Below are 20,982 nucleotides of genomic sequence, written 5' to 3' on the forward strand. Positions count from 1 at the left end.
GGAAGCCGATACAGGAACGAAAAGCGCACAGGAGAAAAAAACTGACCCTGCATAGCCGGACGTAGCGGCCCTTACTCCGCAGTGGTGAAACAAAAAATACTCAAAATTAACTGTATAAATAACCAGTATCATGGTGTATGATTTTTGTATTCAGTTAAGAGATTTTTAATTATTATGTTTTAAATTGGAGGATGAAAAATGAAAAGCAAAGGCACATTTAATAAGATAGGGTTGTACATACTATCTTTAATGCTGTTGTTTGTTTTTATTATCATCTTAAGTGCAAAAATTCCGATGTGTTATGGTGACTCATGTGAATTTATAGGTTTTTATAAATTAGCCATCGACAATGTAATACCAATAATATGTTTCTTCTTTATTTTTTTAGCATGCTATTTTTATAAGAGGTTTCGCTCATTAATTAAAATCAACAATGCTGACACTGTTACAATAACATCCTGCCAAAGTGAGAGTTATGAAAGTTTAACTTTTTTAGCTACGTATATAGTTCCTTTTATGGGTTTCAGTTTCGATGACATTCAGAAAAATATTGCTTATCTTTTGTTAGTAATAATCATTGGTTTAATCTTCATCAAAACGGATAAATATTATGCAAACCCTACGCTAGCCCTTTTTGGATACAAATTATATAGAGTTAATGTTTCTTATACAGGAAGCGTTGAAGTTAAAAATGTTATTGCAATATCCACTGATATTTTGGCTGTTAACGACAAAGTCTTTTACAGTTTTTTAGATGATTATGTTTTCATAGCAAGGAAAAAACAATGACTCCTGAAATTCTTAAGCGTGAAGTTTCTGATATCTTCGATAATTTTACTGGCATCAGAATTATTTTCGTTGTGAAGATTGAGGATAGTTATTCTTTAAAATTATCAAAAATTGAAGCAGGGGCTCTGCCGAAAATTGTTGAAGGATTTAAAAGAAAAATTGAAGAGGATATGATAGAAAATGATGATTTGACCATACCTCTTTTATCAAATTTTGATGATAGAAAGAATGCTCTATTTAAATTTGATTATGAGGAACAACCTAAAGAATTTGGATTTATTAAAAGTGCTACAGCCATCCCCCCTAACTCGCAGGATTTTTATGATTTGAGGAATAAATTTACCGATGTTAAAGGGATAATAATTCAATTACGTGGAAATAATAAGTGTCTATCTTTGTATAAAAACAAAACCAACCTTACCGTGTTTGAACAAAGCCGTAAATTATTCAACTTGATACCTGATTCGGATGGTTACTTGAAAGAGTTACCAAATCAAGTATTTAGATTGGATTACAACTACGACCTTGCTCTCCTGGAAAATGATTTTTTAATAAAAAACCAGAAAACTCTCGAAGTTACAATGCAATTCCACCAAGTAATTGAAGCTCAGGCGACTGTCGCTCTGGAATCTTTAAGGTCGTCATCATTAATTGATGACCTTTCTCACCTTGAAAAAAGCGCAAAAGAAATCTCTTTCTCAAGAAAACTTGCCAAAATCTCAAAACATTCCCCTGTTTTAGGAAAAATTGATGTCCCAGTAATCATCCATTATGTTAGTCATCATACTTACTTATCTACAGTATTAATTGTTAGTGAGGATGGTAGAAAGCTAATTATCAAGACTAAAGAATCTCAAAAACATTTCATAAAATTATTAAGTGATGACTATCTTGAGTCTCCTCTAACGAAAATTCTCTACGACTCACTAGCTAAAGATGAATTAAAAACAAATTAAATCATGACAATCAAAAAAACAGCCCTGAAACTTTAATACAGCAGGGCTAAATAACTTTCACCACATGCATGGGAAATATAAAATTCACACTTCATATGAAAAATAAAACCTTGGTGTAAATGGCATAAAAATTAATAACTGCATACAATATCTATGTGAGATATTGAAAGCCAAGGTGTTTTCATATTTAAAAAACCAAGAGATTTTTTATTATAATACAAAAAAAGGATATTGAAATTTTAAAAAAACGAATGCCAATCAAAAACTGGAATAACCATCTCACAAAAAACCACTTTTTTGAAATTCAATGTCAGCAGGAGGGTAACCCCTCCTGGAAACACATTCATGATAAGACTAACCGATTAAATTCTTCTAACACTTTAACTAATCTATGATTATCAAAAAGGTTACAACTATCATCTGACTGAAAATTAACATCACAGAAAACAATTGAATCTGGAAAATTGAACAAAATATTTTCAATTTTACCTTTTAACGGAACTATGTCGTCAGCTTCAGAACCTTCAAAATTACAAAGAATTATAACCTTTAGCATATGGACAAGAACACTTTCGATTATCAATTTGTTTTTTAGAATGTTAACAGTTTCTTTTTCCTCATGGAATTTATTTCCATGCAACAACTTTAAATTCCTGACAATGATTTTCAACCGTAGTTTAATAAGCTGTAATTTTTCATCTTGCTTATCTAACTTTGTCATTAACTTTTCATTTTTAACGGTTATTTTTTTCAATGCCGAATTAAAATCAAAAGTAAAATCACTGGATACCATCAGTTTCCCAACTTTTGAATTCTTCATCTCGTCTGTTTCTACAGAGTTATTCTGAGATGATTTTCCTGTTTGAATGGAAATATCTGATGCCATATCGAGGGTCATTGTCTTATTATCGGGCCGGTTACTTTCCTGTAAAACGTAACCATTATCTGCGTCGAATTGAGATTCATCTGATTTAATAAGAGAATCAAACATATCAATTACAGATGGAGCATTTCTGGAATTTCTTTCCAAATAAAAACCATCAATTAATTTATTATAATCATTTTTTCCATTCAAAACGATAATATTTTCCAACTTAGTTTTATCAAAATTAAGAATTTTGACTTTATCAGAATCGGACCCATTTGCTATTAGTAAGTTAGCTTGAGTTTTAGGTTCATTTCTTTCGACATCATCTTTTGTTGGATATGGTACTGCAAGCCATCGGTTATAATCCAAAGATGCTCTTGAGGCATGTAAGCTTCCCCCCTTTATGTCAGACTGAATCATAACAACGCCACGAGCCATGCCTGCCTGAATGCGATCTCGCTTTACGTATTGTTGTCTTTGTATGTCTTGCCCAAATGGATATTCAGTTATCAACGCACCTCCTTCTTCAACTATTCTATAGGCCAATTTTTTATGGCGAGAAGGTGCGATAGTTTGTAAACCATGAGCCAAGACAGCAATAGTATGCCCATTACAATTTAATGCAGTTTCATGGGCAATACCATCGCAGCCTAATGCTAATCCACTCACAATACTCCAATTCTTTTCTACAAAGAATTTCGTTATCCTTTCCGTAATCAGCTTTCCATGATGAGTCGGCTCTCTAGTTCCGATGATAGCAACGGAATTATCAGGATAATTAAATAAACGTCCCTTAACATACAATAAGCAAGGATCATCCTTTGTTTCGGACAATAACTTTGGATAATCATCATCCAATACAGATATTATTCGAAAAGAATATTTGTCAGCATATTCAATTTGCTTTTCAGCCTTTTCCTTTGCCAACAAAAAATTTTCTGCATTGTTGACCAACGACGAAAATTTCGGATCAGTTCTTGACAGTTCATCTATTGATGAAATATTTGAAAATGAAAATAAAGATGCTGCTTTTTTAAGTAGAACTGGACCTACTCCTTTAATCATCGAGAGTGTAAGTAATAACTTTGTAGAAGGAGTAATGATTCCTGTTAAATTGTTGTTCATCTTAAGATGTCACTTATATTTTTAGCTAAAGCAAATAGTATAACATTCCTAGCCCCTGCATCTTTTAGATATTTAGATGCATATATTAACGATGCTCCTGTTGTGACCACATCGTCAACTACAAGCACTTTATCAGCCAAAGCCAGTTTAGATACATTACCAGTAATCAAATGATCTCTGACGTTCATAAATCGGTCCCCGTGGCTCAAATGCTCACCATGCTGCGAACGAACTCCATCACGGTAGGCTAATAGATCTGGTACCAGTATAACATTACAGTGTTCAATTGGATCATTTGCTAGTGAAATCATTAATTGATTAAGTAGGTGCTCTAAGCGAGGAACACGCCCAGGCCGATGAGGAACACAGGTAATTATTGTCGTTGTCGCCCCAAAAAAGCCTGCACATTCAGTACGAAGAAATTCTCTGAGACTACTGATCCACTGAGCAGGAAAGTTGGTAGAGCTTTTGTTATTCTCTATCGAATTAGTAAGTGAATGTTCATACCTTTTGTAACTAAGCGATTCATAATTTGAAAAATTTCTGCCAGCTGAATATATAGGGAAAGTGGTTGTATCCCCACCAATAGCTTTTGGTATAAAATGATTAAGTTTGTCAAATCTTTTAGAAATGATGTAATCAGAAGATAATAAACATTCTAAACTTGGTAAGAATTTACATGGTTCATCTAAAACATCTAATATTATCTCAGGACTATTTATAATTGCATCAGGAATTAAACCGAGTGCATTCCAATGTCCTTGTGCATACTTGTATGGCCAACCACTTTTATCAAGCACTGCAAAACAACCGGCATTGTAAGCAGCTTTTATATCGACATCTGTATCACCAATCATTATAACTCGCTCAAGATCGTCAATATCAAATTCCTTCATAGCATAATGAATTCCTTTCCCATATGGTTTCGTTGGCCTCACATCCTCGTAGCAAACCAGCATATCCCATTCTATATCAGGGTATGCCCACGCTAAAACTGCTTCGGTATAACTACGTGGTGACCTAGTAAAAATAATCAAGAAGATGTTAGGATGTCTAGAAATTATTTCTTGTATAAGATCCTGAGAATATATAATTCTATCCACATCTTCCTCAAGGGCTTCTGATAAATCGTCTAGAATACCCTCATCATCATTATTAGCAAGGCTCTCTCTTATTTCTTTCAAATCATCTGTATGTATCAAAGTATTATCTAAATCAAAAATACACAATTCAAACATTTTCAACTCCATATTATAATGGAACTATTTATCGAAAAAGATTCATGTGATAAATAAAAACTTGTCAAATATCTCTAACCACAGAAAGATAGTAAGACTTATCTATTCATTTGAATCATATTTTTTCTTACCAATACGAATATTTTCATTTATTCTCTGAAAGCCATTCCATTGGAACAAGCTTGACTCCATCACGCCACTCGGGCAGGCCAACAACCCCATCAATATTTCCCCACACTGCTCGCGATGCATGATCCAGGACTAAAAGTTGAAGATTTCCATTCCCCTGAAGTACAACACTGCCCATAACTTCGAAAGCCTTGCGTATAGCTTCCACGTCTTCATCACGAACCTTGGGTTCTTCTTCTAAAACTATATCCTGATGTGATATGGGCTTGGGGAAGTAAACTTGGCTAGGTTGATCAAGCACAAGAAATCCCGGTACAGGACTGCCTAATTGTCCTAGAAAGAATTGATGAAGTGAGAGCAACACTGCCAAGTGATAGGAAAGCCAATTCGAGCCACTTCCTATCTCTGAAAGATAATCATCGCGCTCAACTCCATGAACTTTAATAGTTAAATCGTTGATTTCTAATGAGATTGGATCATGGGGATTCTCTACATCAAGAAAGGGTAGAAGTTTCCCAGCATTTTTGTTGATAACTCGCAGTGCTTTATGTTTACGAGTTTCAATATCTTGCTCGTGGAGTTCAACTTCTAATGTCTGCACAGCTTGCTTGAGCACTCGCACTTCTTCGACAAGTTCACTGTCATTGCCCAGTTTACGATGTAGATCCAATGACGATTCGATGTTGCCTATAAAACGCTCGGTACGTTTCACAGAAAATTGCTGATCACTGGCTTCCTTCGATCTACTCGTCAACGCTCTTTTACGGACCTGCACGGATCTCAATCGTTCGGTGGTGCTATCAACTTCTAATGTGACGCGCTGCAACTCCCGATCGAAGGCTGCTGGCACTTCCTTGTCCTTGTCGACATTCGCAGCACTCTCTACCTCTTCCAGTCGCTGAGCCAGAACCTGCAATTTTCGTTTCGCTGAGTCAGTGTGGCTGCCGCACATGGGGCAGTCCATCTCATCGCTTGAATGTGAAACCAGCCAACTCGACAGTTGAAGACGATCTCTCTGCATTGATAATGCCGAATGATACTGCTGAACACCCGCTCGCATTCGATTCATTTCTTCCAGACGATGACGAAGCGTAGTGAGTTCACGCGAAACAACCCGCTCTTCACTTTCTAGATTATTTAACTCGCGTAGCGCATCCGAAATCGTTAATGTGCTAACAGCCAAAGTTAGGTCTGTGCGGACGATTATTTCTTCAAGATGTTCAATCATTTGGTTTCGTGATATCTCTCCCTCCAGCCTGGGGACCAAACCAAGCTCCTGTGCTTCACTGTACTTAGATCTTAAATCGGCAAGCCACCGTGCGGAGACATCCTGAGCATTTCTGAGTTCTCGCTCTTTGCGGCGTAGAAGCTGGCGAGTTCTGTTCAACTCGAACTGCTTGGCCATCAAAGCCGATGTGATTGCGCCAAGTATGTAGGGGAAGATCTTCCTTAACTTCTCTCGGTGCTCGTAAGTGTTAGCCTTAAAAAATAGAACATCCGGGTTGGCAACTACATTCTGCGGCTGGAATGTGAATGCAGCTAAATCTCGGAACGCGGGACGACCATCGAACCCCGAGGAGTCTTCTCCACCAGAAAAGTCAAGATTAGGCAAATTGGCGAGGTCATCAAGTAGTCTCTTAACTGCTACTACATTAGTATTTTTACTAAGATGGTGGGGGATCTTATTTATTTCCTTTGCTTCCAGCAGGAACATATCATTGGTGCTACGCTGAGCTCCTGGTTCCTTTCGAGCCAAGAGCTTATCACCCTGCTCAGTCGCCACAACAATGCCAAACCATTCACAGTATTTACGAATGGTATTCACAGGAATTGAGCAAGTACTGGCACCGAGACAATAATCTATGATGGGAATAACAGCTGATTTACCCGTGCGCGAAGCCCCACTAATGACGTTGACCTTACCAAGCTCAAACCGCAACGTGCGAGGTTTGAATTTTTTGTTTCGCGGCCAAAGCACAATACCTCGAATTTGGAAATACATTAGAGTTTCACCTTCAACGTTGTCAAAACCTCATGCATGGTAAGTTCACCGCACCATGCACCAAGTTTTTCCGCCAAATCTATAAGTTGCTTCACCTCGTCGGGCAAACCCCTTGCCTTGGTTCTCGAAAGTGGAATTACCTCGCCTGTATCTTGGAGAATGATCAGTTGTCCAGCGACTGCAAGTTCAATGGATTGCAAGCTGAGCTTACGCCAACGAATTGATCGTTCTTGCACTTGAAGCAATAAATCCTGTTTGGACACTGAGGAATCCCCAAACTTTGCCGCAAATGCCCGTAGACCCGAGCTTTTATAAGTGCGCTTCACAAACTCTGAGGTTGCTTGATGCAAAATGATAGGGAGCACGAAAAAGAGTAAAGGAAGAGGCGGTGAAGCATCTACGCGATGAGCCTCGACATAGCCACAACAAAAACGCCAGACGAGCGTAGCACCTAATGCAGGATTCTGAACATTTTGGACTTCTCTAGCCAGCATATCTTACGCCACCTTTTTGCCCTTTAGCTTAGTCTCATAGCCAGGATGCCATCCTACGACGAAATCATCGGCCAGCATGTGGAAACAGCCTGGGATGAAGTATCCAGGAGGTGACATTGACTGAACCGGCACAGCAAACTGCATGCAGTCTGAATATAAAATTTGGCCTTGGTCCTGTTCAGACTTTTCTCTATGATTCAACCGACAGGCTCTCTGTTTATTCTTCCATGAGCGTGTCAGAATCTCATCAAGATCGTCAAAAGAACTTTCATCAACTTCACCTCTTACAGCCCAATCGGTGCGGTCAAATGAGGCCATTAAATAATCGTTGACAGCTCCGAGCATCTCCTCGTATGACAATCCAATGATGTCCATTTGTTTAACGAAGTTATCGGGAAGATATTCTCGTGAGACCTCCTCTGATGGTGCCTGAGCGCGACTCGAAAGGACCGTTTGTCGATCAATTTTTTGGACGAACGATGTATACCAGATATGAAAGTCATTACGTGCAATAACTGCTGGCTGACCGGCCTCTAATAGCATATCAATATGACGCTTGACCTGCCCGCAAAGGTGATTGCAAATATCGCAGACCTTAGATGGGGATACTGGATGACTTCGAACTAGCGCCTCAAGGTCTGCCTGAGGACTGCCACTACCATGCGTCAATTGAAAATTGCAAATGAGTCGTTCTACAAGATCAGGGTCTGCTGTAAATACTTTTTCAATATATGGCGCAATTTCTGCTGAGATATCTTTTCTAAAATCAAAGTGAGGAGCATTACCCCATAATGCAGTGCGAGCTTGTGCGATAGCTACCCGAGCGCTTTCCTGAGTGTTCGCGTTGGCGAAACTATTAACGATTGGCCCTTCAACAGGACGAGAAACATAAAGCTCGAAAATGGCTTTATTCACATCGAACCCTGGCGATGCAATAAGCTCAACCCAATTTGAGAGCGTTTTCCAAAGTGATTTTGCTCGATCAGCCACAGGATTAGCAGTTAGGGCACTTTTACTTTGAACGAGTTTAACACCGCCAATTCCATCCTCTTGAGCTACATCATCAAGAAGTTCTAAACTGCACACACTTCCCTCCGGCGCTTGAAGCAGCATGTGCGTGAGTCGTGTGAATTGAAGGCTGTAGCCTAGTGCCTGACCTGGAACCTCAGTCTTACGCCTAGTCTGAGGTTGCCCTTTCACTCTTGAAGTCACCATCTAGTTCCATCCAAATAGAAATTTTTTTACACATTTTGCTACAAATTACAAGTACAGAAGCGTAAAAATCTAGGCTATTTCATGTAAAGCATAGCCAGATCACTTAAAATTCTCAGGTCAGGCAATATCCTATCTAATGGTGGTCATTCTGGTGGTCTTGACAGAAAGTGAGTTCCGTATTAGCTTATTTATTAGCCAGTTAATGGCAAAGGCGATCCCAGTCAGAGGAGCCAGATTTAAAGAAGCCCGCTTAGGGAAACCTGAGCGGGCTTTTTGCTTTGATCCACTGTCCCTCTCTTAACCCTGAGCTTAAATCATTCAATAACGATGCATTTTGATGCCGCAGCGGCCGCTTTGAAAATATAACGCTTGTCGTTTTTCAGCGCTTTCAGTTAGGAAGCAATATAGCTTTCATGTTGTACCTCTCCTTCAATGCCAGGATCAGCCATCACAAAAGCACTTCCTAGCTCCGCGACAAGTTCTTCCTCTGCATAATCCGCACTGCCAAACTTCCCTTTCATTTCACGGTTAAGGCGTTTTTTACCCCCGCTCCAGTGAGCCAGCTCATGCAGACCGGTAGCGTAGAAGTTAGCCGCATCCGAAACAGATGGCGCTCCGGTAACCAGACTTCATCAGTTGAGGGTCGGAAAAAGGCATTTTGTCCTTTCTCAATAATGTTTGCACCGCTCTTCCTGAACAGGTTTTCAGCCTGCGGCAACGGGTCAAATGTCGCTTCCGGGCTGACCGTTTCCGTTGTCAGGGGCAAACCGTCGATTTGCTGAACGTTAAATACGGTGAAGGTTTTCAGCATCGGGATTTGTTCAACTTCTCCGGCGTCGTTTTCCTTCTCAAGTGTGGGTTCCGGTTGTGTAATTGGATGGCAGACCAGACATGCCGGATACACGCTGCCAAGGGCAGGACCAGGGTTTAACACCGGCTTCCAGTGCTGCAATGATGTTGTCGGTAACGGTCTGATAAATATCCTTTCTGGTTTTAGAAAATTTCGTTTTTGAGGAGCCTGACGGGTCCAGCGGGGATACGCTGGTCGCCGCTGCGGTGTTAGGGGCGCTTGTCCGGGGGTTAAGCAGGGAAATTGTCATGGTTTTTTCTCCGTCAGTGTGTGATTTTCGTCTTCGTATCGCCTGACGGTTCGCTTTCCCGGCATCGTTCTGTCCTGCAAAGGCGCAGCATGCGTGCCATTTACCCTTGCGGGACGGGTTGTGTTGGGAAACGATTAACAGAAAGCCGATACAGGAACGAAAAGCGCACAGGAGAAAAACTGCCCCTGCATAGCCGGGCGTAGCGCTCCTTACTTCGCAGTGGTGAAAAGTAAAATGGTGGTGTTGAGTCAGGGGCCTGCACTGACAGGGACTTCATGTAGGTGTTAGCATGCTTTGCTGCCGGACGAGACGATCCTGCTAACCGGGGGCGGTTTGTTCTTAAATTAATTGTCTCGTTCCGACATCACTTACAACCGGAGCCGGGCTGTCTCATTATTGAACGCAGCATCCAGTCTATCCACCACCACCTAGGTCTGGGGTGAGAGATTTCTTGGAAATGGCCACAGCACCGTAACCGGGGAATTATTCTCAAAGGGCTTAACAGGTATATTATTTCACTTAATTATAATGCCAATGTCATGAAAAATTTTTAGTGTAAAGATTTAATAATTATCATTTAAGTGTAGATTACAAGCAGAACAATTGAATTAATCGCCACATTGAACATATAAAGTCTCAATACACTTGATGTATTTAACAAGACATAGGATTAAACCCATTAACATTAAAAAATTTAAAATGCAAACCTCGTTTTGGCTGGGTATAAATACAATTTAAACCGCAACGTTTTTAAGTAAATAAATTCATTTGCAACTAAGCATTCAGGGTTGATATAATATAACCACTTAGATAATAATCCATGTTAGTTTGGAGTTAATATGTACATAGCGATAGATGGTGATGATGTGGGGAGAAAAATAACCTCATCATACTTATCCAACTCAGAAGAGAGGTTGAAATACATAAGCAACAAATTAAATGATACCACAATAAAAATATCTAAAATGCTCTTATCCAATGGATTTGAGATAATTTTCCAAGCCGCAGATGGTGTTACAGCGAAAACAGACAACGAGGTCAATCTTAACTTTGTTTTTGATAAGATAAAATCCTATTCCTTTGACGAAATTACATTTTCAGCTGGTGTGGGAGCGAATCTAAGAGAAGCCTATGTTGCACTGTTAAATTCTAAAAGCAACGGTAAGAATATGATTTCTATTTACAAAGACATATTATAATGGTGCGAAATGTTTAGAATAATAAGATTTGACTGGTTGTTAAAAACGGTATCACTAATCTCTTTGTTTGTCACAATACTTTCATTTTGGATCTTTAAGACAGTTCTGTCTTCTGACTTAAGCCTGTTCAAATTGTTATCAATATCATCATTAGCATCCATTATCATAAACTTCTTTCTACTTTCATCAAAGATATCAAGACTAATATGGGGAACAATAAGGTTTTTCAAGAAAGACATATATCCTGACTTAAATGGAATTTGGGTTGGACATATAATCACAGAAACAAATGATGAATTTGAAGTCCGCGCCAAAATAAAGCAAGCACTCCTTGTAACAAAGATAGAAATGCACGGCCCCACAGTTAAATCTGTTACGCTAGAAGCAACGCCAACTAAGGAATTGGATAACAACAAATTGTATTATGTATATAAATCAACCCCTAAAAACCCTAGTTGGAGCGAGTATATTGGCTCGACCATATTCGACGTAATTGAAAGTAAGAATGCGCTCCAACTTTCTGGTCGATATTATACAGACAGAAAATCCGTGGGGAGAATATCAATAAAAAGAATATCACTTAACACTGACTCCGACATATCTTTTTATTAATTTTCGGAATGTTTAATTACCACAATCATCCATATTCGTTCTTTTAAAATAGAAGGATAATTCGCGCTACTGATATATTAATCATGGATAAACTCCTTTCAGTAGCCATTTCCCTAGAACAATACCCCTGCACACCCCATATACTTCATCAAAACTGATTATTGTGGGCGTCTCCACTTATAAAGAATCGCGAGGAAAATTCGAGTGGTGTTTTTTTTTCGCCCTCTCTCCATTAGATGCCCCCAAAATAGACATCATATTAAATTTCTTTTAACACATAAACTATACTGTTAATAATGTCTAATATCTGAAAAATGAGTGCAACTCAATAACTTCATCTATTTTTTACTTCTCTCTTATACTTTTTATATCATTTCCGTTTTTTATTCCTACCCACTCAGATTTTCTGCCTACAATAATCAGGAGCATTGTCTCTGCTGCGTTCAGTCCAGTCAGCCAAGATTTCATGTCTGTATAAGACGGTTGAGGAAAATCTTCGGGATGTGTATGCCATTCGCCTAAATAAACAAGAAAGCCATTTGACTGTTCAAACAGTTCATCTACTTTCAGCTGATGATGGTCACCTTTTCTTTCAAACCGATTACGTGTCCTGATGTCACCCGGCCCTGGTTCCGAAATGTGAGTTATAACGATGTGAGGTCCCCGGCGTTCTCCTATCAGAACCCCTCCAGCTTCTGTGCTGACATATTGCATTTGGCGATATGATTTGAGCAGTCGAACGACTTCGCTCATGACCACTACATGATTGTCAAAATTATCGATGAATACCAATTCATTTATGTTCATTACACACAGGGCAATTAGGCTGATGTGGCAAAAATTGAGGCCTGAGCGAACGCCCCCCCTCAAGGATATGTTCATTGTAAGTCCACTTTAACTCTGGTTCTAGAGTACTTAACACGGCCATCTGGGCCAGAGATGACGTTATGCTACTAACTGCTGCATCATAAAGGGTGTAAGTGCTGCCACAACTTTTATTTTTTTCGCTTGATATATCAAGATCATTAAACCTTGAATCGGTTCCTTTATGGTATTTTGCAGGGTTAGAAACCATACACCCGTAACAGCTTCGGCCATCATCAATAAAGACTTTTGATGCCCGGCCGTTGCCATCGTTGAACGCGTGAATAATAAATGGTCTTTGCTCCAGTGGAATCTGTCTAACCACCGCAGCGATGCGTTTTGACACAGGTGGGCGTCCTGTCGCATCAATAATGATGTCGTACTTCTGCATTTCATCTGCGCTGATACGGAATTGTTCCATAAATCCAACAACCTTTGTCTGTAAATGCACAGACTCCTGGAGCTTTGCCGCAAGTGAAAGGGATTTAGGCCACCCGAAATCATGTGATGATAGGGTATGACGGCCAAAATTACTGGGTTTGTAGATATCATCATCATAAAGATGCAGATAACCCTTACCACATCCGGCTCCGTTGCGGAGTAATAATTCGGCCAGATACCCTCCAATTGTTCCACAACCTATCAACGCTATACGCTTTGTTGAAAGACTTACTGCCCCCTTCCGTCGTGTATTCCGGCTAAGGAGCGTCGCAATGTCAGCACGAATGACACCCAGCCTTTGATATTCCGTGCAAACACTTTTGCCACCCAACATCGCCGCAAGCTTGACCGTTGAGTTTTTGGCTGTCTTCCGGTACCTTCTGAAATCAACAGACAGCGTATTGAACTCAACATAGATAGCTAAGATGTCCTGGTTTAAAACATCAAAGAGAAAAATGTACCTTTTCTTCCCTTCGGCTTTGATGTTTTCAATGACTCTATCTCTGGCATTGTGGTCTGATTTTTCAAGCCATTCCAGTAAGTCCCGGAATGAAGCCGGTGGCCATTTCATCCCGGCAAGACGGCTGGGATTTACAGAAATGTAATGCGTGCTGATGGGTATTTCTTTTAACGAAGTTCTGGGGAAATACCTTTGTTTGAGCCACTTGGTCATAACGGCTTCCGAGTCCTCCGGGGAGGATTCCTCAACCGTTATGTACTCCTGTCTTGTAGTTCCATCAGACTTAAGTAATTTTGCCAAAGAGGTTTTAAGTGTGGTCCCCCGACTTGCGTTTGACAGAAGAAAGAGTGTCTCGCTGGGACGCCAGTATGCGGCAAACTCCCCTTCCAGTTCTCTCTTATCATTTACCCCTTGCGTAGCAGCGGATACCGAATTAATGAGGGTCTGGTGTATCTGTGCATCAACTTCTTTATATGTCGCTTCCAGCTCGTTGGAATCCCAGTCTGCTTCCATCTGCTCAACATAGCAAAGGAACCCTTCCAGGGCGACATGGGGCATAAGGCAACTTTTGAACTGTTCAGGTTGCTCAATAATGAATGCTGTCGGCAGTTCTGTGAAAGGGTCGGGATGAATCACCAATGCAACATTAAAATTACCGGCATCAGTCGCGTATTCTTTCGTGTAATATCCTGCACCTCGCTCCCTGCTGTGCAGAATCGATTTTTCAGGGAGATTGCGGGCACGCATATAGCGATACCCGCATCCCGTCATCACTTGATGGAGCTTCCCGTCCTCCATCAGCCACTTACCATCGTTTTGTTGATTGGTTTAGATGATGGCTCTTTGGATGGTGCATTGAGAAATGCCGGAGCTGCAGCACTTGACGTGATTAATAGAGCATTAGTCACACGTTTACCAAATGCTTCGTTGATTTTACGTAACGCTTCTTCCCGACTTACTGATTGCTCAGCGGCAAGTAAAATACCGTACAGACCTTCCATAGTTTCAACGATAGCTCTATGGTGCACGTTATGGTTACTTTCCGCAGGGAACAATGGTTTTTCGTCAGTATCGTCGGGACTTTCCACACCGCGATTGAATTCCTCAGGCAGCAACCTGGCAATAAGTTTCATCGTCCCGGTGAGGTCGGAGCCATTATGAGATTCTCTATCGAGGATGTTGACGACCGCAGTCATCAGACTGATTGATGAAGGGCCCCCTACTTCCCATTGTGCATCCCGCCAAGCCTTCATAAACCGGCAAACTGAACGCAGATGCCCGCCGATACGTTTACAGCTTTCGTTGAACCAGTCTTCAACAATTTTGGGGTCGCTGACTGACCATCTTCTGATCCCTTCGCGAAGTGCTAGGTTCACTTTGTCGGACTCAACGGCATAAGCCTCGCGTCCCCCCCGGTTCAATGCAAAAGATTCAAACACCGAATCTGACTTTATGAGGTGTGCGGAATCTGCTGCTGTTTGTTTTTTCTGGAATTGTTCTTTAGGGATCGCATACATCGGCACATCAATGTGTGTTTTCTCCCGATAGATTTTGATGCGTCCGCAGGTATTCTTTTCTTCAAATACCCAGCCATCGTTTTCAGCTTCTAGTGATTTCAGTGATGTATCCACGAGAAGGAGGAGCAGAGTGTGTCCAATGCTCGGTTCGGATTCAAACACCGTCATGGGCATGTAGGTGCCATCATCAATATCCATTTCCTGCCCCGGATGAAAAGGCCTGTTTAACGTATCGTACTGAAAACTTCCTTGAGTCCAGAAACGAGGCTGGAATTTGATGAAGTCATCGCGTGCTTCATCTTCCATTTCAAAAATAAGTCGCGCTAGATCAGCACGTTCTTCGGGGGAGAGGTAGCGAACGTTTGTTTTCTCAAGTTTTAATCTGACACTTTCAAGTGTCAGCGCTTGCCTTCTCACGTCAATTGCGACTTGGCGAGCTTCCTGAAATACATCTCTCGTCCTTTCACGTACGATCTGACGAAGTGCTTTGAGTTTATCGGATTCAGTCTGGCTCAATTTGAGCTTACTGATTAAGCCATCCATATTGTGACTATAGTAATTGTTAAAATCCCAAGGCATCAGAATTTCTCCTGCGCGATTGCGCGCTTAAAGGGTTTTGCAGGTGTAGTGAAAAAGCTCTTAAGCTTCTGGTTCTGAGCGAACTGCACAGTAGCGAGTTGTCTTCCCCTTGCACTCAGATTTTCAATGGAACTCTTCGTGGCATTATCCAGAGTGATGTCGCTGGCAGCTTCATTAGGGATCACTTCATCCAGACTGGTGTAGTTATCGGAGGCACCATGGAGCGTAAGCTCGCGCAGGAGCATATTTTTATGGAGATGTTGGTTAGCCGTCATGGTTGTAAGGACCAGTTTTTTACCTACGCCCCAAAGTCGGCAGTAGCCATTCCACCATTTTTTGCTCAGCAGCCTTGGGCTAAGTGAATACTCTTCCCCGGTAGTACCGATATTAAGTATGTGTATGTCTTTATGAGCAACATCAGGAAAATCAGACTTCATGTCCCTGAAAACTTCCAAAAATCCGATATAACTGGGGTTGTTGGCGACCAGACCTCCATCAGCAAAATAAGAACCAAGATCTTCACAATGGTGTGGTGCAAAGAACGTCGGTGCAGCGGAGGTTGCGAGTGCGGCATCAATCAATTTAAGTGCACCGTCGCGGGTAAAATCTGGGTTATGTGGTGTCTTGAAGAACTGAGGTTTTCCTGTTGAAAGATTGACTGCCGGGACCATTACTCTCCGGACCAAGTCATTAAAGGTGGTCTCACCACCGATCATCGTTTCAATTGTTTGTCGAAGTGGTTTACTACTATAAATGGGAGAAACAAGTGATTTAAGGAGATTGAATGGCCACCATCTTGGTGGAAAAATATCATTCGCTTTATCTAAGAAAACACATTCCAACTCGCGAGCACTCTTGCCTTTAGCAAGGCCGAGAGCCAAGATCCCACCTATCGATGTCCCAGCGATGAGGTCAAAGTAATCGCCAATTCTGATTTCTTGGTCAGGATGCCTAGAGGCAAGTATCCTCTCAATCTCAGCAAGCACACTGATTGTAAACATCCCTCTGGCCCCACCACCATTTAGGCAGAGTAGCCGTACTCCATGGTCATTGACTACATGCAATTCAGACATTGAAAACCCCATAACCAGAGAATATAGCTATAAGATATGTCTGTTTTTATTCTTTTCAATGTACAAATAATCAGTGTTTTTGTAATTAGTATAAAACACTTTTAATTCTATAAAACATGCTGATTTAACCTGTAAAGTTAGAATTTTTACATTTTATATCCAATCAAAGGAAGGTCTTCATTTGAAACGAAGAAGAATCATTCGATGACTCTTTGCGGTACGTGACATCCACTGGCACTATCAGGCAGTGTCCGATGAACCAAACTCTTGAAGCCTGCCTGACCTAAAGTGAAGCCCCCCACAGGCAAGATAATTCCTAACCATAAGGCCAACGACGATAACATCCCTACTTACACCAACAAACGTTAGGCCATGATATTGGCACGAGGTACCTAATATTGACATCACGCAACGGTATTCGGTCAGTCTATGAGATAGCTTTCGTCCATCTCTGGGTCAACTTCAAATCTCTCAGTTTCAAAATAGATAAGACCTACTTCTTTTGGAACGGCATCTAGTTTGTCGAGTACGGCATTAATTCGAGCGCATTGCTCAGCGTTGATATAGAAGCGATGGTCGTTTAACCAATTCCGAGAATCATGATAGTTGTCGAGCGTTGCCGCCTCCAGTGTTACGACACATTGTTCTATTTTTGAACGACTGCACAGTCGCTTGATTTGAGGAATGATATCGACTGTTCGATCATCCGACACGACGATCGCAAGCCTTCGAGTGCCGCTCGTTTGTACGTAACGCACTCCGGAATTATACCGAGATCCCCTTGATGGCGTACACTCATCGGTCGCTTCACCGTCGAGAATAATCCCGATAGCATGGCAAAGACCAGCAGGATCAAGCAGTATTGTGCCATCAATACCGCTGACACTTCGAAGGAGTGATTCAGTGAGCCTAGTTGGCACGATTCTAGTACCTTGCTTGCAAAGTCGATTCGCCTCGCAGGCCGCATCTTCCGCAACGACAATCATGCTCCCATGCCCCTGACTGGTTTGGGTCATCAGAAGGTTCCACAAGTGCAATCCACTATCTTGTGAAGACAACGGAAATAGTCTCGCGTAATTTGCCAGGAAGGCAGCTTTGTCAAAAGGCTCCTGTGGAAGTTTGGGCACAGCATATTGACTGAGTAGCAGTGCTTGGTTACCGCAGTACAACTGCCAGTGATAATGATCTATAAAATCTACCGTGAACGCATCTTGTGCCCTGGGATCGTGCGACTCCTTCAGTCTCCCAAGTCCATAGATGTACTGACTATTTGCGATAATGCCGACACCTGATGCCGCCATCTGCAAGACTTTCCGAACCCATCGTGGCTCACGAAAGGGAACTGGCTCAACAAACTTCGCCAAGAACTCAACCGCCTCGTTATCTGGATCGACGAGAATGAGCTGACCTATGCCTTTCGCCCCCTCGTACATAAGAGAGGAGACAAGGTTCAAAGCATCGAAAAGATCAGTATGAATGTATCTTCGTTCGATCGAGAGGCCTGCGGTGTGCAGAAAGTCCTTTGCAGCAATCCGTATTATTTCCTCGGCATCTCTCATACTGCCTTGGATAAATCGTCCTGGATCAGGGTTATGCAATTCCTCGGTAGCCTCACGAAGAACCGCATACATCGCTGCATGTATCAGACTGCGAAATCCATGTCCTTGTTGGCTTTCGTCAACAGACTTGGAGAGCAAAGGAGGGAATTTCTCGAAAGTGTCGTTTGGAATCTGTATGACTGGGGTGACATAATAGTCGTCTATTCGCCTAGACTCTCCGCAAAATGACGTTACGTTATGCTCGGTATCAAAAGCTTCGAGTGCCTTACTAACCGATGTTCGCACTGAGTCGCGACGTATCCACTCTGGCTTGTCGCGCATGCTTGGCCCATCACCAAAAATCATACTCTGTAACCGATGATTCTTGTAAATCGATTCAACTGAATCCAGCAATCCTTCAAACAAAGATAGATGCCACTTACCATCTTCTGGCTCTACGCATATCGGATTCGCATTTTTACTGCCAGGGCGGCGAGCACCAACAAGTAGCACTTCTGCATCAGCCGGTGCACCCAATTTTTTCAGTACATTACGTGCCAGAATCTGGATGTGAATTCTGTAGCTGTCCTGATATCCCCACATAAAAAGGTTGATGATGCTACCTGCCACCTCGATTTCTCCTGCTTGCTGTTTGCCGTGCCCTAAGACCAGCAGTTTTGTCGACTCACTTCACCATTCATTCCACATTTTTATTGCAGCGTCGATAAACGCTTCCGCATCGGCTTTCTCCCATGAGGTATGTGTCCCCTCCCAAAGCAAGTAATACTGTTCATTGGCGCATAGCAGCTTGTCTTTATCTGCTTCTGTCTGAATCCAATTCATGGCATTGACAAAACAATCAGCATAACTGGTGCCAAACTTTTCATTTGGCACGTTGTAGAGTAGACCTTCAAGGTAATAGGAAGGTGCAAGTCCTGGCTTCAATTTTCCGTCAGCAATGAGTTTACTTCGAAGGTTCTTCAGTACGCGAACCATGGGCTTTAGCCATTTATTACTGGCCTGATGTTTTAAGGTGAGATTTTCTGAATGCTGCTTGGGGTAATTGGCAATCCGTTCACCAGCGCCATTAAAGAAACAGATGCCCTCATCGTATTGTGAGTCGTAATGCCCCTTGAATTTCCAATAACGACGAAACTGCATTGATGCGATAACGTCAGCTTTGCGCCTACTTCCATTTGCCGCTACAACTATGGCCTTATCTCCGACCTTAACATCAGACCCGAAGCGCTCTGTAAGAGCCTCAAGCACATCTTGCTTAAATTGAGTATACGAGTAGGTTGCAGGAACAAATGCACGGTCATACGCCTCTTTGTCTTCTGGTGATAACTGTGTGAGGTCACTGTAGTAGACATCATCAAGACATATGACTACATCAACGTCACTTTCAGCATAAATGTTAGTATCGTTTCCATAGGAGCCCTGAAGGAATACTTTAAAATTCTTTCCATGATACTTAGTGTTTGCGCTCTCTAATGCATTCTTTATAATGCTATAAGTCGAGGCAGACTGTGCAATAGATCCTTGGTGGGACCATGTATCGAGCTGTGATTCAGGTATTCCCATATTATTTCGCCTCACTCATATCAGAAACTCTCTTAATTGTGCCTCACGAGCTCCAAAAGACTCCCTACCACGCTGTCGAAGGGTATTCAGTTTATCTAAATTGTACTCAAGTAAATCTGTCGCCATCTCAGGCCGTTCGAATGTGTCGCTGATCCGAATCGTCGGAATATCTTTGAATAGAATGTCGCGTAGTTGATCCATCGATTGTGTATTGATCTCTAAAGTTTTTTGAAGCAGCTGGACTGCGAGCCATTTCTTAGCAATCCGCATAAGGAGACCTGGTTTAGGTTCTGGATAGATACCAACACCGACATTTATAACCCGGATATCCTTGTGATCTTTTTTCAGAGCGACAGTGGCGTCGGCGATTGCAAACAAGGTGGGGTTGTTTGCGCAGTAACCTCCATCGATCAACTCAACCTTATCTCCTGCTGCGGTAACAATCACTTTCCTTTCGAAGAACGGATAAGCCGAGCAAGACGCTTGCACTGCATCAGCGATGCTGACCCCGAATCCTGGACTGAAGGTTCCCTTGCGACCATGGGCCTGCACAACATTACCTTTGAAGATCATTGGTCTTTCGGTCATCCATCGAGTTGCGACGATGCCAATACCCATCAGAACATCTTCGAATGTCTTGTCTTGAAAAACTTCCTTAGCCAAATCCTGGAGCGCCATTGTTCTTGCCGCAGCCGACCGGCTGGACATAACTCGTGGTACATGTTCGGTGTACAGTGCGTGTATTTGATCTACTTCGTATCCTAGAGCGATGAGCGCGGCAATAATCGCACCGGTGCTAGTACCAAATACAAGATCAAACCTCTTATATAATGGGCACCCAAGCATAGCCTCAATTTCCTTGAGGACACCCAGTGTATAAAAGCCCTTTGCACCGCCACCATCAAGTGCGAGAACACGGCATATGTTGTCGTTGCCGTACTCGGTGAGTAGTGATGACGGCGAAACAGAGTAAGTCATTCTTTTGCACTCCTTGTTCACTACGAGGATATCCAACTAGTACAGAACAATTTATAAAAGCTGGAGACTTCAAGTAGTCCGACACCTGCATAAACCAACAGCGTGAGCGGATGGATCTCCATCAAATCGCATAGTAGGCTAACTTGTTCGAGGTAGGACTTTTAAGGTCGCGTTCCATCGAAATAAGGTAGATAAAATACCTCTTGACTCACACCACGGCC

Annotated in this window: 16 protein-coding genes and 1 pseudogene; 4 read left to right on the forward strand and 13 right to left on the reverse strand. The window is 41.9% G+C overall.

The annotated features are described in order from the left end of the window. Positions 1-198: 198 nt before the first annotated feature. The gene (gene kwaA / locus AM379_RS23470) at positions 199-789 is read left to right on the forward strand and encodes an anti-phage protein KwaA (RefSeq protein ID WP_032414549.1); all 591 of its coding nucleotides are present in this window, start codon (positions 199-201) and stop codon (positions 787-789) included. Next, positions 786-1,745 carry an anti-phage protein KwaB gene (gene kwaB, locus AM379_RS23475; RefSeq protein ID WP_000187069.1) on the forward strand — a complete coding sequence of 320 codons (960 nt, stop codon included), beginning with the start codon at positions 786-788 and terminating at the stop codon, positions 1,743-1,745. Before kwaA ends, kwaB begins: the two co-directional genes overlap by 4 nt. Positions 1,746-2,088: 343 nt before the next feature. Here the strand turns inward: kwaB and AM379_RS23480 are convergent, their stop codons facing one another. The 6 genes and pseudogenes from AM379_RS23480 to AM379_RS23505 all read right to left on the reverse strand — a co-directional run bounded on the left by AM379_RS23480 (position 2,089) and on the right by AM379_RS23505 (position 9,916). Next, complete coding sequence (locus AM379_RS23480) at positions 2,089-3,738, reverse strand: DNA-processing protein DprA (RefSeq protein ID WP_196547718.1); 1,650 nt, start codon at positions 3,736-3,738, stop codon at positions 2,089-2,091. Next, the gene (locus AM379_RS23485; RefSeq protein ID WP_071562429.1) at positions 3,735-4,976 is read right to left on the reverse strand and encodes an HAD-IA family hydrolase; all 1,242 of its coding nucleotides are present in this window, start codon (positions 4,974-4,976) and stop codon (positions 3,735-3,737) included. The genes AM379_RS23480 and AM379_RS23485 overlap by 4 nt, the downstream gene beginning before the upstream one ends. A gap of 145 nt (positions 4,977-5,121) precedes the next feature. After that, on the reverse strand, positions 5,122-7,107 hold the full coding sequence (locus AM379_RS23490) for a DUF3732 domain-containing protein (RefSeq protein WP_000273879.1): 1,986 nt from the start codon (positions 7,105-7,107) through the stop codon (positions 5,122-5,124). Next, a complete protein-coding gene (locus AM379_RS23495) occupies positions 7,107-7,601 on the reverse strand; it encodes a three component ABC system middle component (protein WP_000881071.1) in 495 nt (164 codons plus the stop codon). The genes AM379_RS23490 and AM379_RS23495 overlap by 1 nt, the downstream gene beginning before the upstream one ends. A 3-nt stretch (positions 7,602-7,604) precedes the next feature. Then, positions 7,605-8,714 carry an ABC-three component system protein gene (locus AM379_RS23500; RefSeq protein WP_223363192.1) on the reverse strand — a complete coding sequence of 370 codons (1,110 nt, stop codon included), beginning with the start codon at positions 8,712-8,714 and terminating at the stop codon, positions 7,605-7,607. Between the two features lie 416 nt (positions 8,715-9,130). Beyond that, a pseudogene (locus AM379_RS23505) lies at positions 9,131-9,916 on the reverse strand (ArdC family protein). Between the two features lie 839 nt (positions 9,917-10,755). On the opposite strand from AM379_RS23505, the gene AM379_RS23510 reads away from it, so the two are divergent. Together AM379_RS23510 and AM379_RS24710 are read left to right on the forward strand one after the other, a co-directional pair. Then, on the forward strand, positions 10,756-11,115 hold the full coding sequence (locus tag AM379_RS23510; protein WP_106504311.1) for a mCpol domain-containing protein: 360 nt from the start codon (positions 10,756-10,758) through the stop codon (positions 11,113-11,115). Positions 11,116-11,124: 9 nt separating this feature from the next. Further along, positions 11,125-11,727, forward strand: coding sequence for a hypothetical protein (locus AM379_RS24710; RefSeq protein ID WP_071586668.1), 603 nt, complete (start codon positions 11,125-11,127; stop codon positions 11,725-11,727). 345 nt (positions 11,728-12,072) lie between these two features. On the opposite strand, the gene cap3 is transcribed toward AM379_RS24710, so the two are convergent. The 7 genes from cap3 to AM379_RS23550 form a co-directional block, all read right to left on the reverse strand. Then, entirely contained in the window at positions 12,073-12,480 is a 408-nt protein-coding gene (cap3, locus tag AM379_RS23520) for a CBASS system CD-NTase/cGAS isopeptidase Cap3 (RefSeq protein ID WP_233433218.1), read from the reverse strand. 40 nt (positions 12,481-12,520) lie between these two features. Beyond that, positions 12,521-14,290, reverse strand: coding sequence for an E2/UBC family protein (locus tag AM379_RS23525; RefSeq protein WP_106504313.1), 1,770 nt, complete (start codon positions 14,288-14,290; stop codon positions 12,521-12,523). Next, positions 14,290-15,588, reverse strand: coding sequence for a CBASS phage resistance system c-GMP-AMP synthase DncV (gene dncV / locus AM379_RS23530; RefSeq protein ID WP_004960895.1), 1,299 nt, complete (start codon positions 15,586-15,588; stop codon positions 14,290-14,292). Before dncV ends, AM379_RS23525 begins: the two co-directional genes overlap by 1 nt. Then, complete coding sequence (locus tag AM379_RS23535) at positions 15,588-16,661, reverse strand: CBASS cGAMP-activated phospholipase (protein ID WP_181010272.1); 1,074 nt, start codon at positions 16,659-16,661, stop codon at positions 15,588-15,590. The genes dncV and AM379_RS23535 overlap by 1 nt, the downstream gene beginning before the upstream one ends. A 422-nt stretch (positions 16,662-17,083) precedes the next feature. Further along, positions 17,084-18,829: a hypothetical protein gene (locus tag AM379_RS23540; RefSeq protein WP_106504315.1), complete on the reverse strand. Its 1,746-nt coding sequence runs from the start codon at positions 18,827-18,829 to the stop codon at positions 17,084-17,086. Between the two features lie 60 nt (positions 18,830-18,889). Then, a complete protein-coding gene (locus AM379_RS23545; protein ID WP_106504316.1) occupies positions 18,890-19,783 on the reverse strand; it encodes a nucleotidyltransferase domain-containing protein in 894 nt (297 codons plus the stop codon). 15 nt (positions 19,784-19,798) lie between these two features. Then, positions 19,799-20,761: a patatin-like phospholipase family protein gene (locus tag AM379_RS23550; protein WP_001593459.1), complete on the reverse strand. Its 963-nt coding sequence runs from the start codon at positions 20,759-20,761 to the stop codon at positions 19,799-19,801. Between the last annotated feature and the right edge of the window lie 221 nt (positions 20,762-20,982).

Source organism: Enterobacter cloacae complex sp. FDA-CDC-AR_0132 (assembly GCF_003010695.1).
GTDB classification, from domain to species: Bacteria; Pseudomonadota; Gammaproteobacteria; order Enterobacterales; family Enterobacteriaceae; genus Enterobacter; species Enterobacter ludwigii.